Annotated in this window: 12 protein-coding genes; 4 read left to right on the plus strand and 8 right to left on the minus strand. The window is 68.7% G+C overall.

All coding sequences use genetic code 11. The features are described 5' to 3' along the window. The first annotated feature begins 57 nt into the window (after positions 1–57). Together DCN14_RS00075 and DCN14_RS00080 are read left to right on the plus strand one after the other, a co-directional pair. The gene (locus tag DCN14_RS00075) at positions 58–2,691 is read left to right on the plus strand and encodes an MMPL family transporter (RefSeq protein ID WP_096508794.1); all 2,634 of its coding nucleotides are present in this window, start codon (positions 58–60) and stop codon (positions 2,689–2,691) included. After that, complete coding sequence (locus DCN14_RS00080; RefSeq protein WP_096508795.1) at positions 2,684–3,700, plus strand: VacJ family lipoprotein; 1,017 nt, start codon at positions 2,684–2,686, stop codon at positions 3,698–3,700. Before DCN14_RS00075 ends, DCN14_RS00080 begins: the two co-directional genes overlap by 8 nt. 107 nt (positions 3,701–3,807) lie before the next feature. Here DCN14_RS00080 and DCN14_RS00085 read toward each other — a convergent pair whose 3' ends face one another. From DCN14_RS00085 to DCN14_RS00105, 5 genes are all read right to left on the minus strand, one after another. After that, the gene (locus DCN14_RS00085) at positions 3,808–4,515 is read right to left on the minus strand and encodes a phosphorylase (protein WP_096508796.1); all 708 of its coding nucleotides are present in this window, start codon (positions 4,513–4,515) and stop codon (positions 3,808–3,810) included. Between the two features lie 3 nt (positions 4,516–4,518). Next, complete coding sequence (gene shc, locus DCN14_RS00090; RefSeq protein ID WP_096508797.1) at positions 4,519–6,492, minus strand: squalene--hopene cyclase; 1,974 nt, start codon at positions 6,490–6,492, stop codon at positions 4,519–4,521. A gap of 23 nt (positions 6,493–6,515) precedes the next feature. Then, positions 6,516–7,769, minus strand: coding sequence for a hydroxysqualene dehydroxylase HpnE (gene hpnE / locus DCN14_RS00095; protein WP_096508798.1), 1,254 nt, complete (start codon positions 7,767–7,769; stop codon positions 6,516–6,518). Between the two features lie 4 nt (positions 7,770–7,773). Next, positions 7,774–8,622, minus strand: a complete 849-nt coding sequence (gene hpnD / locus DCN14_RS00100; RefSeq protein ID WP_096508799.1) for a presqualene diphosphate synthase HpnD — start codon at positions 8,620–8,622, stop codon at positions 7,774–7,776. 265 nt (positions 8,623–8,887) lie between these two features. Further along, on the minus strand, positions 8,888–9,220 hold the full coding sequence (locus tag DCN14_RS00105) for a hypothetical protein (RefSeq protein WP_096508800.1): 333 nt from the start codon (positions 9,218–9,220) through the stop codon (positions 8,888–8,890). Between the two features lie 206 nt (positions 9,221–9,426). On the opposite strand from DCN14_RS00105, the gene DCN14_RS00110 reads away from it, so the two are divergent. Further along, on the plus strand, positions 9,427–10,311 hold the full coding sequence (locus DCN14_RS00110) for an alpha/beta fold hydrolase (protein ID WP_096508801.1): 885 nt from the start codon (positions 9,427–9,429) through the stop codon (positions 10,309–10,311). Between the two features lie 43 nt (positions 10,312–10,354). Here the strand turns inward: DCN14_RS00110 and DCN14_RS00115 are convergent, their stop codons facing one another. From DCN14_RS00115 to DCN14_RS00125, 3 genes are read right to left on the minus strand one after another with little or no spacing between them, the layout of a single operon-like run. Then, positions 10,355–11,290: a diguanylate cyclase gene (locus tag DCN14_RS00115; RefSeq protein ID WP_096508802.1), complete on the minus strand. Its 936-nt coding sequence runs from the start codon at positions 11,288–11,290 to the stop codon at positions 10,355–10,357. Continuing rightward, a complete protein-coding gene (locus DCN14_RS00120) occupies positions 11,287–11,913 on the minus strand; it encodes a chemotaxis protein CheC (protein WP_096508803.1) in 627 nt (208 codons plus the stop codon). Before DCN14_RS00120 ends, DCN14_RS00115 begins: the two co-directional genes overlap by 4 nt. Continuing rightward, positions 11,906–12,274, minus strand: a complete 369-nt coding sequence (locus tag DCN14_RS00125; protein ID WP_096508804.1) for a response regulator — start codon at positions 12,272–12,274, stop codon at positions 11,906–11,908. Before DCN14_RS00125 ends, DCN14_RS00120 begins: the two co-directional genes overlap by 8 nt. Positions 12,275–12,740: 466 nt before the next feature. Here DCN14_RS00125 and DCN14_RS00130 point away from each other — a divergent pair, with 466 nt between their 5' ends. After that, complete coding sequence (locus DCN14_RS00130; protein ID WP_096508805.1) at positions 12,741–14,984, plus strand: hybrid sensor histidine kinase/response regulator; 2,244 nt, start codon at positions 12,741–12,743, stop codon at positions 14,982–14,984. The last annotated feature ends 46 nt before the right edge of the window (positions 14,985–15,030 follow it).

The raw sequence follows: 15,030 nt of genomic DNA on the forward strand, positions 1-15,030 counted from the left end.
CCACGTTGCGCCGGTATACTCGTTCCTTTGCCCTTTCCAGCCCCACCGCACCGCCACATGGTGACCTCTCTCATCGTCCGACTCGTTGCATGGTCGGTACGTCGGCCCGTCTGGGTCGTCGTGCTGTCGTTCATCATCGCCGCCTTCAGCGGTGTCTATGTCGCGCAGCACTTCAAGATCAATACCGACATCAGCAAGCTCGTCGATGCCGAGCCGCAATGGGCCGCGCTCGGCCAGGCCGTCGACAAGGCGTTCCCGCAACGCAACGGCACGATCCTCGCGGTAGTCGAGGCGCCCGCGCCCGAGTTCGCCGCGGCCGCCGCGCACGCACTCACCGACGCACTGCAGAAGCAGGCCGACGCCGGCCGCATCGGTCAGGTCGCCGAACCGGGCGGCGGTCCGTTCTTCGAGCACAACGGGCTGCTGTTCCTGTCGCAGCAGGAAGTCTCGGACACGACGTCGCAGCTCGCGAGCGCGCGTCCGCTCGTCAACGAACTCGCGAAGAACCCGAGCCTGACCGGCCTCGCAACCACGCTGTCCACCACGCTCGGCCAGCCGCTGCTGACCGGCCAGGTGAAGCTGCCGGCGATGGCCAAGCTGCTCGCGCGCAGCGCGGCCACGGTCGACGACGTGCTGGCCGGCAAGCCGGCCGCGTTCTCGTGGCGCGCGCTGGTCGACAGCGATGCCGCGCGGCAACCGGCGCGCGCATTCGTCACCGTGCAGCCGGTGGTCAACTACGGCGCGCTGAAGGCCGGCGCCGAAACGACCCAGGTGATCCGCGACACCGCGAAATCGCTCGGCCTCGCGCAACGCTACGGCGCGGTCGTGCGCCTGACCGGCGAACAGCCGCTCGCCGACGACGAATTCGCGTCGGTGGAAGACGGCGCGGCGCTCAACGGCGCGCTCACGCTGCTCGTCGTGCTCGGCATCCTGTGGCTCGCGCTGCGCTCGAAGCGGATGATCGGCTCGGTGCTCGTCACGCTGTTCGTCGGCCTCGTCGTGACCGCCGCGCTCGGCCTCGCGATGGTCGGCTCGCTGAACATGATCTCGGTCGCGTTCATGGTGCTGTTCGTCGGCCTCGGCGTCGACTTCTCGATCCAGTACGGCGTGAAATACCGCGAGGAGCGCTTCCGCGACCCGCGCATCGATCACGCGCTGATCGGCGCCGCGCACTCGATGGGCATGCCGCTCGCACTCGCCACCGCGGCGGTCGCGGCGAGCTTCTTCTCGTTCATCCCCACGGCCTATCGCGGCGTGTCGGAGCTCGGGCTGATCGCGGGCGTCGGGATGTTCGTCGCCCTGCTGACCACGCTCACGCTGCTGCCCGCGCTGCTGCGCCTGTTCGCGCCGCCGGGCGAATCGAAGACGCCGGGCTTTCCGTGGCTCGCGCCCGTCGACGATTTCCTCGATCGCCATCGCAAGCCGATCCTGATCGGCACGCTCGCGGTCGTAATCGGCGCGCTGCCGCTGCTCGCCTTCCTGCACTTCGACTTCAACCCGCTGCACCTGAAAGATCCGCACAGCGAATCGATGGCGACGCTGCTCGCGCTGAAGGATTCGCCCGAAGCGGCCGTCAACGACGTCACGCTGCTCGCGCCGTCGCTCACCGATGCCGACGCAGCCGCGCAGCGCCTCGATGCGCTGCCGGAAGTGGGGCGCACGACGACGCTGTCGACCTTCATCCCGCCGGACCAGCCGGCCAAGCGCGCTGCGATCGCCGCGACCGCGAGCGACCTGCTGCCCGCGCTGACGCAGCCGGCCGCGCCGCCGGCAACGGACGCGCAGCGTGTCGCCGCGCTCAAGCGCGTGTCGGACCTGCTGAGCTACGCAGCGGAAGATCACCCGGGCCCGGGCGCCGCCGCCGCGCAGCACCTGTCGGGCTCGCTCGCGAAGCTCGCGGCCGCCGACAGCGCGACGCGCGACCGCGCCGAGCGCGCGTTCTCCGACACGCTGCGCATCGCGCTGAACCAGCTCGCGACGCTGCTGCAGCCGCAGGACATCACGCGCGAATCGCTGCCGATGCAGCTCGTGCGCGACTGGATCGCGCCGGACGGCCACGCGCTCGTGCAGATTTCGCCGAAGGTGCCCACGGGCGTCGACCCGAACGACGACACGATGCTGCGCCGCTTCGCGAAGGCGGTGAAGGCGGCGGAGCCGGGCGCGATCGGCGGCCCGATCTCGATCCTGCACTCGGCCGACACGATCATCAACGCGTTCCTGCACGCGGCGCTGTGGTCGATCATTTCGATCACGATCCTGCTGTGGATCACGCTGCGCCGTTTCGGCGACGTGCTGCGCACGCTGATACCGCTGCTCGTGTCGGGCCTCGTGACGCTCGAGATGTGCGTCGTGCTCGGCATGTCGCTCAACTTCGCGAACATCATCGCGCTGCCGCTGATGCTCGGCGTCGGCGTCGCGTTCAAGGTGTACTTCGTGATGGCGTGGCGCGCGGGCCAGACGGGCCTGCTGCATTCGAGCCTCACGCACGCGGTGCTGTTCAGCGCCGCGACGACGGCGACCGCCTTCGGCAGCCTGTGGCTGTCGCATCATCCGGGTACGTCGAGCATGGGCAAGCTGCTCGCGCTCGCGCTGACCTGCACCCTGATCGGCGCCGTGGTGTTTCAGCCCGTCCTGATGGGCAAACCGCGCGTCAAACGCGCCAAGAACCAATCGCAAGGAATCAATGAATAAGGTGCGAATCATTGCGGCGACCGTCGCTGCCAGCGCGGTGCTGAGCGGCTGCGCGACGGGCCCGAACCGCAACCCCAACGACCCGCTCGAGCCGATGAACCGGGCGATGTACAAGTTCAACGACACGGTCGACACGAACATCGCCGTGCCGATCGCGAAGGGCTACCAGAAGATCACGCCGACGCCGATGCGCACGGCGATCAGCAACTTCTTCTCGAACCTCGGCGATCTCGGCAACATGGCGAACAACCTGTTGCAGCTGCGCATTACCGATGCGACGCAGGATCTGATGCGCGTGGCGATGAACTCGCTGTTCGGCGTCGCCGGCCTGATCGACATCGCGACGCCGGCCGGGCTGCCGAAGCACCACCAGGATTTCGGGCTGACGATGGCGCGCTGGGGCGTGCCGTCCGGCCCGTATCTCGTGCTGCCCGTGTTCGGGCCGAGCACGTTCCGCGACGGCGTCGGCCGTGCGGTGGACGTCCGCTTCAACCTGCTGAACTACATCGAGCCGGCTGCGCGCAACCCGATGTACATCGCGCAGTTCATCAGCGCGCGTTCGGACCTGCTCGGCGCGACCGACCTGCTGAAGCAGGCGGCGCTCGATCCGTATTCGTTCGTCCGCGATGCCTACCTGCAGCAGCGCAAGTCGCTGACGTATCACGGCCAGTCGTCGTCGGCCGCGCTGCCGAACTACACCGAGCCGGGCGAATCGGGCGCGGTGCCAGCGGCCACGCCGGCCGTGCCGGGGCTGCCGAACTATGAGGATCCGGGCGAGTCGGGCGGCGCATCGGGCGCCGCGCCGGACAATGCGCCGGCCGCGCCGGGCTTGCCGCAGTACGACGATCCGGGTGCGGACAGCGCGGCGCCCGCGAGCGCACCAGCCGCGGCGTCCGTGGCCGCACCGGCATCCGCACCGGCCGGTGCGACGACGGCGCCGGCCGCCAACGGCGAGCCGATCGCACCGGCAATGCCGACGCTGCCCGCGAGCAGTCCTGCCGCGCCGTAACGCGGCGCCGCACCCGCGAGCAGGACCCGGAGCGCTGCATCATGCAGCGCTCTTTTTTTTTGCGTGCCCGAAAAAGAAAGGGAAAGGGGAGAAGCGGCGAACGCCGCTCAGACGATCCGCAATGCGCCCGCACGCTCGAACGCGTGCCGCGCCTGGATCAGCGTCGTGCGTGCCGCACGCGCGTCGCTGGCGACCTGCAGCAGCGGGCCGAGCTGCGACGGCTGCTTCAGCAGTTCGCGCAGGATCGGCAGGATGGCCGTGCTGCCGTCGTCGCGCAGGCCGGCCGTCGCCGCGCGCGGCAGCGTGCGCCACGCCGGGTCGACGATCGCGCGGCACACCGCGAACGGCACGCCGCGCGCCGCCGCGAACGCGGCCGCGATGTGCGACTCCATGTCGACCGCGAGCGCGCGCTTCGCATGATGCAGCGACGTCTTGTCCTGCTCGCTGATCACCGGCGCGCCGACAGCCGCCATCGTGCCGAGCGTGACGCGCGCCCACACCGGCGTGTCGTGCAGCGCCGCGACGAGCCGCGCGCTCCAGCCCGTGTCCGTCCGCACGCGGCCGAACGGCCCGTCGACCGCGTCCGCGATCACGAGCGCGCCGGGCGCCAGATCGGGCGCGAGCCCGCCCGCCGTGCCGAAGCTGACGATGCCCGCGCACCCGCGTGCGGTCGCTTCGGCCAGCGCACGTTCGAGCCGGTCGGCCCGCGCGGCGAACACCGCCTCGACCCCGTGGCCGCGCGCGATGCGCGCCTCGAACGCCATCCCCGTGACGGCGATGACGGGCAACGTGCCGTTGCGCTGCGTCGCGGCCACGCGTCAGATCCCGACCGTCACGCGCGTGGCGTTCGCGCGCTTCAGGTTGCGATAGCGCGCGAGCGCCCACAGCGGGAAGAACTTGCGATAGCCGTGATAGCGCAGGTAGAACACGCGCGGGAAGCCGGTCGCCGTGAAACGCGTCTCGTCCCACAAGCCTTCGTCGTTCTGCCGGGCGATCAGGTAGTCGACGCCGCGTGCCACGGCCGGGTTGTTCACCTCGCCGGCCGCCATCAGGCCGAGCAGCGCCCAGGCCGTCTGCGACGCGGTGCTCGGCGCCTGCTCGAAGCCGCGGTAGTTCAGCTTGTAGCTGTCGCCGTCCTCGCCCCAGCCGCCGTCCTTGTTCTGGATCGACAGCAGCCACTGCGCGCCGCGCTTCATGCGCGGATCGTCCGGCGTCAGGCCGGCCGCGTTCAGCGAGCACAGGGCCGTCCACGTGCCGTACACGTAGTTCATCCCCCAGCGGCCGTACCAGCTGCCGTCCGGCTCCTGTTCCTTCAGCATGTAGTCGAGCGCGCGGCGGGCCGGTTCGCTGTTCAGCGGCGTCTCGCCGAGCTGCGACAGCATCGACAGGCAGCGGCCCGACACGTCGGCCGTCGGCGGATCGAGCAGCGCGCCGTGATCCGAGAACGGGATGTTGTTCAGGTAGTACTGCGTGTTTTCCGGTTCGAACGCGCCCCAGCCGCCGTCGCTGCTCTGCATGCCGACGACCCATTCGCGCGCGCGCGCCATCGATTCGCGATACGTGTCCGTGTGCCGGAGCTTCTGCGCCCGGTCCATCGCCATCACGACCACGGCCGTGTCGTCGACGTCCGGGTAATGCGCGTTCGCGTACTGGAATGCCCAGCCGCCCGGCCGCACGTTCGGGCGGCGCGAGATCCAGTCGCCGCGCACGTCGAGGATCTGCAGCGGGCGCAGCCAGTCGAGGCCGCGCATCACGGCCGCCTCGGCGCGTGCGTCGCCGGTTTCGAGCAGCGCATGCGCGGCGAGCGACGTGTCCCACACCGGCGACAGGCACGGCTGGCAATACGCTTCGTCCTCGTGCACGACGAGCAGCTTCTCGACCGACTGGCGCGCGATCGCGCGATTCGGATGATCTTCCGCATAGCCGAGCACGTCGTACATCATCACCGCGTTGGCCATCGCCGGATAAATCGCACCGAGGCCGTCCTCGCCGTTCAGGCGCTCGTCGACGAACGACACGGCCTGACGGATCGCGCGCTCGCGCGTGTAGCTCGGGAACAGCCCGTCGGCCGCGCGCAGCGCATGGTCGACCACGCGGAAGAACGCGAACCAGCCGGGGCTCTGGTGGCCCTGGCGCGGCAGCAGCCCGGCGTTGACGGGCGGGTCGATGAACAGCTCGTCGATGCGCACGCCGCGCGGATTCTTCGCGAGCGGGCGCTTCGCGTTCAGCACCAGCAGCGGCACGATCACCGTCCGCGCCCAGTACGACACCTTCGACAGATGGAACGGGAACCACTGCGGCAGCAGCATGATCTCGACCGGCATCATCGGCACCGCGCGCCACGGAATCGCACCGTACAGCGCGAGCTGGATGCGCGTGAACACGTTCGACATCTCCGCGCCGCCCATCGCGTGGATCGCACGGCGCGCGCGCTGCATGTGCTCGGCGTTTTCGTCGTCGCCGATCACCTTCAGTGCGAAGTACGCCTTCACGCTCGCGCTGATGTTCGGCGCGCCGTCGGTAAACAGCGGCCAGCCGCCGTCCGCCTGCTGGATGCGGCGCAGATAGCGGCCGATCTTCTGTTCGAGCTCGAGGTTCGGCGTCTCGCCGAGATAGTGGACGAGCAGCACGTATTCGGCGGGAATCGTCGAATCGGCCTCGAGTTCGTAGACCCAGTGTCCGTCCGCTTTCTGTGCGGCCAGCAGCGCGTCGGTTGCGCCGGCAACGGCCGCGTCGAGCCCGGCCGGCGTGGTGCCGGCGGACAGGGTAGCTATATCGGTGAGATCGTTCATCGGTCCCTCTGTTGCTCTGTTGCTTACTGTGTCTGGAGCACGTCCGCGGCCAGCTGGCCGGAGCGGATCGCGCCCTCGATCGTGGCGGGCAGGCCGGTGGCAATCCAGTCGCCCGCCAGCACGAGATTGGTCCAGCGCGTTCGCACGGCCGGACGCTTCATTTCCTGCGACGGCACCGCCGCAAAACCCGCGCGCGGCTCGACGACGAGCTGCCACGCGGGAAGGGTGTCCGGGTTCGCGCCGCTCACGCGCGCGACGTCTTCCCAGATGCGCCGCGCGAGCACGTCGCGCGGCATGTCGAGCCAGCGGCCCGCGTCCCGGATCGTCGCCGCGAGCGGGCCGCCACCGGTACGCACCGCGTCGACCACGCCGTTGACGACGCTCGTCTGCAGCGGGCTGCCGGCCGGCGCCTCGACCGCGAAATAGGCGGTCACGACCGCGCCGAACGTGTCGGGCGCGGTCAGATCCGGTACGAGCGGCTGCGCGACCTCGGGCGGCACGGCCAGCACGACCGCGTCGCCCGGCGCGAGATCGATGCGCTCGCCGCCGATCGCCACCGCGTCGACCGCGTTGCCGTGCGCGCCGAATTCGAGCGCGTCGAGCCGCGAGTTCAGCCGGATCTGCGCGCCGCCATGCTGCAGCATCCGCAGCGCCGGTTCGACGAAGGCGCTGCCGAGCCCGTGGCGCGCGACGCGCGGACGGCAGCCGGGGCCGCCCGCGGCGAACGTGCCGCACAGCGCCGCGCGCGCGAGCTCGGCGCTCGCGTGACGCGGCTCGACATTCAGCACACCGAGGAAAAACGGCCTCAGCCAACGTTCCCACAGCACGCCGTCGCATCGCATCGTCTGTGCGAGTGAGCGGCCCGTGCGCGCGAACGCGAGCGACGCGAGCACGAGGTAATCGAACGGTGTCGTCCCCGGCGCGCGCGCTGCCGCGTCGAACAGCCACGACGGCCAGCGTCCGTCGCCGAAGCGCAGCGTCCAGCGCTGCTGCGACGCGACGTCGACCATCGCGAATTCAGGCAGCGCGGGCCCCGCGAGCTGATCGGCCGCGCCGATCGCGCGCAGATAGCGCTGCATGGCGGGTTGCCCCGCGAAAACCTGATGCAGCCCGCTGTCGAGCGTCGTGTTCAGCGTCCCGTCGAACCACGAGCGGCAGCGGCCGCCCGCGTGCGCATGCGCGTCGTGCAGCACGATGCGCCGCCCGCGGCGTTGCAGCTCGACGGCAGCCGACAGGCCCGCGAGTCCTGCACCGATCACGTGGACGGTTCTGGGCATCGGCTCAGAACAGCGCGTAGCGCGCGGCGATCATCAGCATGCGCGCCTTCGGCTTGCGAAGCGGCGCGCGCGGCGCGGCGAAGCCGCGCGCGATCGCGGCGTCGAGAATGCAGCGGTACGCGCCCGACATGATGCGCGGCGCCTTCACCTGCGCGCGCGTGCAGGTGTCCATCACCGCGTCGGCCTGGCGGAAGTGCTCGATTGCGCGCTCGACGAGCGTCGCGCACACGCGCGGCAGCGCCGGATCGCGCACGATCGTCGCCGGATCGGTGATCGCGATGCCTTCGCGCGCGAGCAGCTCGCGCGGCAGGTAGCAGCGGTTGATCGCCGCGTCGTCGTCGATGTCGCGCAGGATGTTGGTCAGTTGCAGCGCGCGGCCGAGGTGGTGCGACAGCGTGATCCCTTCCGCTTCCGGAATCCCGAAAATCCTCACCGACAGACGGCCGGCCGCGCTCGCCACGCGATCGCAGAACAGGTCGAGGGTCGGCTCGTCGGGCGCGCAGATGTCTTCGGCGGCGTCCATCGCCATCCCGTCGATCATCGCGTGGAAGTCGTCGCGCTGCAGGTTGAATGCGCGAATCTCGCGCTCGAGCGCCACCAGATGGCGCGGCGGCCGGCCGGCGAAGCATGCGTCGATGTCCGCGCGCCAGCGATCGAGGCCCGCGTTGCGCTCGGCGCGCGGCAGGTCGCTGTCGGCGATGTCGTCGACCGCGCGGCAGAACGCGTAGACCTGGAACATCGCGTCGCGCTGCACGGCCGGCAGGATACGCATGGCCAAATAGAAAGAACTGCCCGATGTGACGGCAGCGGCGTCGGTTTCTTGTTCGTCCACGACGAGATTGGAAACGGCCAAGACGAGCTCCACGGAGACACCCACGCGGGGCGATTGAAGAAGCCATGCCCGGCTGGGTTGGTCAGGGCGTCAAATGCGTGCGAGATATGCGAACGATCGACGCAGACAGGCACAAATTACCGGCCGGAAGCCGGAATTGGGCGAAAGTATAGCAATCTTTGAAGTTCGATGGCGGACACGCGCCATGCCTGGCGGGCCGCCCGGGGCAGCGCCGGGCCGGCGGGGCCGGCCGCGGCGACGGCGGCGAACGGCGTCGCGCCGCCCGTCAGCCGTAGACGATGTCGCGCTGCAGATCGAGCGCGATGAGCCCCATTTCCCGGGTCAGTTGAAGCATCGAGCGACGTTCGAGACGCGAACCCATGAAGCTCGTCACGTGCCCGTCGGATTCCGCCGTGAACTGGAACGACGGGCCGCCGGTGCCGAACCATGCGCCCGGCACGTCGGGCGACTCCTGCCAGTCGATCTGCTCGAATACGCGCGCGATTCCCGCGCGCACCGCGTCGCTCGGGCCGATCGGCGGCGCAATGTCGCCCAGGTCGTCGAGGGAATAGGGGCCGGGCTTGTCCGGCTTCCGATAGAAGAGGTAGTCGACGTTCATGAGGCGTAATCGGGAACAAAGCGTCAAATTAACGCGCTTCCGCGCAAAATCAAATCAGATATGGACGAAATGTGGCCGGCACGAGACAAAAGGGCCCGATCGTGACAACCGATACGAATGCGTGCTTCATCGGGTCGGCGCGTTGATGCTTGAACGCGCGCGGCATCGTCTAAGATGAACGTCCTTCTCAAAAAAATACGGACACCATGGAGACGAACGTAACCGCCACCCCGCAGTCCGGCCATCCCGTTTTCGTGCTCGTGCACGGCGCGTGGCACGGTGCGTGGTGCTACGCGCACGTCGGGGCCGCACTGGCCGCGCGCGGCTATCTGTCGATCGCGCGCGACCTGCCGGCGCACGGCATCAATGCCCGCTTTCCCGCGTCCTATCTCGAACGGCCGCTCGACAAGGAGGCGTTCGGCGCCGAGCCGTCGCCGGTCGCGAACACGACGCTCGACGACTACGCGTCGCAGGTGATGCAGGCCGTCGACGACGCTTACGCGCTCGGACACGGCAAGGTCGTCCTGGTCGGCCACAGCATGGGCGGCCTTGCGATCACGGCCGCCGCGGAGCGCGCGCCGGAGAAGATCGCGAAGGTCGTCTATCTCGCGGCGTTCATGCCCGCGTCCGGCGTGCCGGGCCTCGACTACGTGCGCGCGCCCGAAAACAAGGGCGAGCTGCTCGGCCCGCTGATGCTCGCGAGCCCGCGCGTCGCGGGTGCGCTGCGGATCGATCCGCGCAGCGGCGACGCCGCGTATCGCGAGCTGGCCAAGCGCGCGCTGTACGACGACGTGCCGCAGGCCGACTTCGACGCGGTGGCGAACCTGATGACCTGCGACGTGCCGGCCGCGCCGTTCGCGACCGCGATCCCGACGACCGCCGCACGCTGGGGCGCGATCGACCGTCACTACATCAAGTGCCTGCAGGATCGCGTGATCCTGCCCGCGCTGCAGCAGCGCTTCATCGACGAGGCCGACGCGTTCGCGCCCGGCAACCCGACGCACGTGCACCAGCTCGACAGCAGCCACTCGCCGTTCATGTCGCAGCCCGCCGTGCTGGCCGGCGTGCTGGCGGACATCGCGAAAAGCTGAGCGCCGCAGCCACCGCCGCCCGCGCGAAGCGGCGGCGCGACGCTCACGCGTACGCGATCGAGCGGTCGCGCCCGAGCCGCTTCGCGCGATAGAGCGCGGTGTCGGCGTCGTTGACGAGCGCGTCGCTCGCGGGCGCGCCCGCCGTCGCGGCGGCGGCGCCGACGCTCGCCGTCACCGGCACGCTGACGCCTTCCGCGTCGACCGGCGTGCTGCCGATCGCATCGCGCACCTTGTCGGCCACCTGCATCGCCTCGTCGAGATTGGTACACGGCAGCAGCAGCGCGAATTCCTCGCCGCCGAAACGGCCGAACGTGTCCTGCACGCGCACGATCGACGCGACCCGGCGCGCCGTCTCGCGCAACACCGCATCGCCGACCGCATGCCCGAACCGATCGTTGATCGTCTTGAAGTGGTCGAGATCGAACAGCAGCACCGACAGGTCGCCGCCGTAGCGCTGCCAGCGCGCGAACTCGTCGCCGAGCCGCGCCTCGAAGAAACGCCGGTTCGCGATGCCGGTGAGGCCGTCGCGATTCGCGTGCTCGCGCAGCATCGCGACGGCCTCCTCGCGCTCGCGCTGCATCACGCTCACGTGCGTGACGTCCGAGATCGTCACGCACACGGCTTCGACTTCGCGGCCGCGCGTGAGCGGCATGAACGTGCAGTCCTGCTGCATGTAGTCGACGCCGCCCGTGATCGGCCGGTCGTGCTCGAAGCGAAACAGGTAGGGCCGCTGCTCCCACGAGCTGAACGCGAAACTGCCGAGCTGGAACACGCTCTCGAGCTTGCGTTCGAGCCATGCGCGCGGCAGGTCGGGAAAGCAGTCGAACAGGTTGCGGCCGATCACGTCGTCAGCCGCGATGCCGCTGTGGTCCTGCATGAAGCGGTTCCACATCAGCACGGTCATCGAGCGATCGAGCACGAACAGGCCGAAGCCCACCCGTTCGATCACGAGGTCGCTCAACGACGCGGCGGCGGTCATAGCGCGGACAGCAACGCGTCGAGCGCGTCGCCTATCAGCCGGATCGAATCCTCGGCCATCAGCATCACGAAATGTGCGCGAAACGCACGATCCTCGAGCCCGAAGTTCACTTCGAGCAGCAGCGCCACGCGCCACGCGAGCGCGTTCGGCTGGAACACGTCGTCGAACGACACGTTCGTGCCGAGCAGCCCCGGCGGGAAGAACACGGGCTTGCGGCCGAGCTCGTCGAGAATCGACGCGACGCATGCGCTCATCAGCACGTTGGCGACGTCGAACACGAGTTCGTCCTGGGTCGCCATGCCGCCGTACGCGCCGTCGCCGAACGTGCGATCCATCAGCGATATCAGCCGCGCGACGCCCGCGCTTCGGCACAGCACGATCGCCTCGCCCTTGATGTCGGAACGAAATCCCTGACGCACGGCCGTCACGTTCTCGTGAATGCCGGTCATCTCGCGCAGCGCGGCGCCCGCGTCGGCGGCCTTCACGACGCGCACACGCGGCACCGACAGCTCGATGAAATGCCCGAGCAGCAGCGCGAGCCGCGCGGCGGCGCGGCCCATCGCGAGGTTGGCGATTTCCTGCAACGCGTCGCGTTGCTCCGCCGTGAACACCGAGTCAGGCATACAACCCATACTCCTTGAGAATGGGCAGCAATGCCTCCGACGTCACGGGCTTGGCAACGAATGCGATCGCGCCCAGCTCGCGCACGCGGACTTGCGCCTGCGGCTGGATATCGGCGGATACCACGATCACGAACGTGTTCAGATCTTCGTGGCGCAGTGTCTCCAGGACCTGATAGCCGGTCATGTCGGGCATCGTCAGGTCCAGAAACATCACGGAAGCTTTGCCGTCACGATAGAGCGCCAGCGCCTCGCGACCATTCGCCGCATACGCGACGTCGACGTCCCAGTCCCCCGGCAGCGCCTTTGTCAGAAGTTTGCGAGCGAGCAGGGAATCGTCGGCAATCACAATCGGCAAAGGCATGGCGTGAAGCGGTATACGGAATGGTCTCTCTCGCGTTAACGACCGCACGGCGCGCTTCTTGAGCCGCGATGCAATCAAGCGCGGGCAGCCACCGTGCGGCCACGCGGGCGCCGCGCACGAACACGCGACGCACCGCGCGGCAAACGCCGGCGGGCGCATATATCTGTCATAAGGAAAGCAACGCGCGATTCTCTGAGTAAACCGGAGGCGATGCAACTCGTCATTTTCACCATTTCGAACAAAATCGATCCGATCGTCCGGCATTCCGAAAACAGCCACGCCTGTTTTCAAGATAAGCACGCAAAATTTTTCTTTGTGTACGTTTGCGCTTCCGGATTTGTCGCGTTTTCAATCTTTCATTTGGCCCCGGCCGGAATCGTCAGGCCATGCCCGCGCGCGGCGTCGCGGCGGGCGTGCGCAACTCGTTTATGATTGCATGCAACCTTCGCTTCACCCGCTTCCTTCGATGACGTCCGAACGGCCCGCCGACTCCCGCATACCCGCCTCCCCGCCCGCCGACGACTGGCAGGACGACGGCAGCTACGCGTCCGGCGCGCCCGAGCACGATTTCGCGGTTCGGCGCGTCACGCTGATCGTGCTGCTCGTCGCGGCGATCGTGCTGCCGTGCATCTACGTGTCGGTCATGGCGTACAACGACCTGAAGGCGCGCGAAGCCGCGGCGAGCGACGTGACGATGCGCACCGTGCGCGTCGCCGAGGAACACGCGCTCAAGGTGTTCGACCTGACCGAAAGCCTCGACGCGCGCATCGTCGACCTCGTGCAGGACATGGACGACGCCACCGTGCGTCACGACGAGTCCGACATTCACGAAGCGCTGAACACGATCGGCGGCGGCTATCCGCAGGTGGCGGCCGTATCGATCTTCGGCGCGAGCGGGATGCTGCTCGCGAACAGCCTCTACTATCCGGCGCCGTATGCGTCGATCGCGAACCGCGACGATTTCGCCGGCATCCGCGACGGCAAGGTGATCGAACATATCTCGCGGCTGATGATGGGGCCGCTCAAGCTCGAGAACATTCCCGTGTTCAACACCGGCGTCGCGCGACGCCACAGCGACGGTTCGTTCGCCGGCATGGTGTCGATCGCGCTGAAATCGTCGTATTTCAACGCGTTCTACCGCGACCTGCTCGGCGGCGCGAGCACGCCGATGACGATGGCGCTCGCGCGCTCCGACGGCGCGGTGATCGCGTCGTACCCGCCGCCGCCGGCGCTCGCGCATACCGATCGCGTCGCCACCTTCGGCAACCCGCACAACGACCCGCGCTCGGGCGTGGTGCGCGTGCGCCATGAAGGCGCCGGCAGCGAGATCGTCGCGTACCGCCAGGTCGGCAGCTATCCCGTCTACGTCACCTGTGCATACCGGACCTCGGCAATCTGGCGCGAATGGTACGAACACCTGAGCGTGCTGTTCATCTCGATGTTCGCGCCGTCGATCGCGCTGTGGTCGGTGATCTGGCTGTCGCTGAAGCGGCTGAAGGCGGAAGAGCAGGCGTGGGACCGCTGGCAGGCGGAAGCGTCGATGCGGCGCTCGATCGAATCGGCGTACCGGCAGTCGCGCAAGATGCAGGCGCTCGGCAACCTGGTCGGCAGCGTCGCGCACGACTTCAACAACCTGCTGATGATCATCTCGAGCAACGTGCAGATCGTACGGCGGCGCGGGGTTCCGCATCTCGACAAGGAGCTCGGCGCGATCGAACGCGCGCTGAAGAACGGCCAGTCGCTCACGCGCCAGCTCCTCGGCGTCGCACGCAAGCAGCCGCTGCACAACGAGACGATCGACGTCGGCCAATGGGTCGGCACGTGCCGCGAACTGCTGAAGACGTCGCTCGGTTCGAAGTCGTCGCTGGTCGTCGCAATCGAGCCCGGCGTATGGCCGATCCGTATCGATGTCGCGGAGCTCGAGCTCGCGGTGATCAATCTCGCGGTCAATGCGCGCGACGCGATGTCGGCCGGCGGCCGCTTCACGGTCGGCGCGCGCAACGTGACGCTGCGTCGCGAGGACGGCTTTCCGCTGACCGGCGATTTCGTGCAGATCTCGCTCGACGATACGGGCTCGGGCATGGCGCCCGACGTGCTCGCGCGCGCGTTCGAGCCGCTGTTCACGACGAAGGCGCACGGAATGGGAACGGGGCTCGGGTTGCCGCAGGTGTTCGCGTTCTGCGAGCGCTCGGGCGGCCTTGCGACGATCGACAGCGCGGTCGGTGCCGGGACGTCGGTACGCCTGTACCTGCCGCGCGCGCGCGTCGAGGACATCGTCGCGCGGCCGCAGCCTGCCGCGCACGATGCGGGCGCGCTCGCCGGGTTGCACGTGCTGCTCGTGGAAGACAACAGCGAAGTCGCGGCCGGCACCGAGGCGCTGCTCACGCTGCTCGGGCACCGCGTGACCTATGCGCCCACCGCCGACGACGCGTTGCGCCTGATCGAAGGCGCGGCCGCGAACGATACGTTCGATCTGGTGATCTCGGATATCCACATGCCGGGCAGCCTGAACGGCATCGACCTCGCCGAAGCCATCGATAAGCGGCCGGGGAAACTGCCCGTGATTCTGGTCACGGGTTATGCGGAAGAACTCGACCGCACGCGTACCGTCAACGTGCGCGTGCTGTCGAAGCCGTTCGACATCGCGCTGCTCGACGAGATCCTGCTCGGGATTCGCGAAGCACGCGATGCGCGGCATGCCGGCGCCTGAACCGCGGCATGCGAGTCAGGCGCCGGCGGCGTGAAGGAGGCGGCGC

It is taken from the genome of Burkholderia sp. IDO3, assembly GCF_003366075.1.
Taxonomy (GTDB): domain Bacteria; phylum Pseudomonadota; class Gammaproteobacteria; order Burkholderiales; family Burkholderiaceae; genus Burkholderia; species Burkholderia anthina.

What these genes read in the sequence shown, in the direction of transcription:
- DCN14_RS00075 (WP_096508794.1), top strand. Translation starts at nt 58, where the DNA reads ATGGTGACCTCTCTCATCGTCCGACTCGTTGCATGGTCGGTACGTCGG.
- DCN14_RS00080 (WP_096508795.1), top strand. Translation starts at nt 2,684, where the DNA reads ATGAATAAGGTGCGAATCATTGCGGCGACCGTCGCTGCCAGCGCGGTG.
- shc (WP_096508797.1), bottom strand. Translation starts at nt 6,492, where the DNA reads ATGAACGATCTCACCGATATAGCTACCCTGTCCGCCGGCACCACGCCG.
- hpnE (WP_096508798.1), bottom strand. Translation starts at nt 7,769, where the DNA reads ATGCCCAGAACCGTCCACGTGATCGGTGCAGGACTCGCGGGCCTGTCG.
- DCN14_RS00105 (WP_096508800.1), bottom strand. Translation starts at nt 9,220, where the DNA reads ATGAACGTCGACTACCTCTTCTATCGGAAGCCGGACAAGCCCGGCCCC.
- DCN14_RS00110 (WP_096508801.1), top strand. Translation starts at nt 9,427, where the DNA reads ATGGAGACGAACGTAACCGCCACCCCGCAGTCCGGCCATCCCGTTTTC.
- DCN14_RS00115 (WP_096508802.1), bottom strand. Translation starts at nt 11,290, where the DNA reads ATGACCGCCGCCGCGTCGTTGAGCGACCTCGTGATCGAACGGGTGGGC.
- DCN14_RS00120 (WP_096508803.1), bottom strand. Translation starts at nt 11,913, where the DNA reads ATGCCTGACTCGGTGTTCACGGCGGAGCAACGCGACGCGTTGCAGGAA.
- DCN14_RS00125 (WP_096508804.1), bottom strand. Translation starts at nt 12,274, where the DNA reads ATGCCTTTGCCGATTGTGATTGCCGACGATTCCCTGCTCGCTCGCAAA.
- DCN14_RS00130 (WP_096508805.1), top strand. Translation starts at nt 12,741, where the DNA reads ATGACGTCCGAACGGCCCGCCGACTCCCGCATACCCGCCTCCCCGCCC.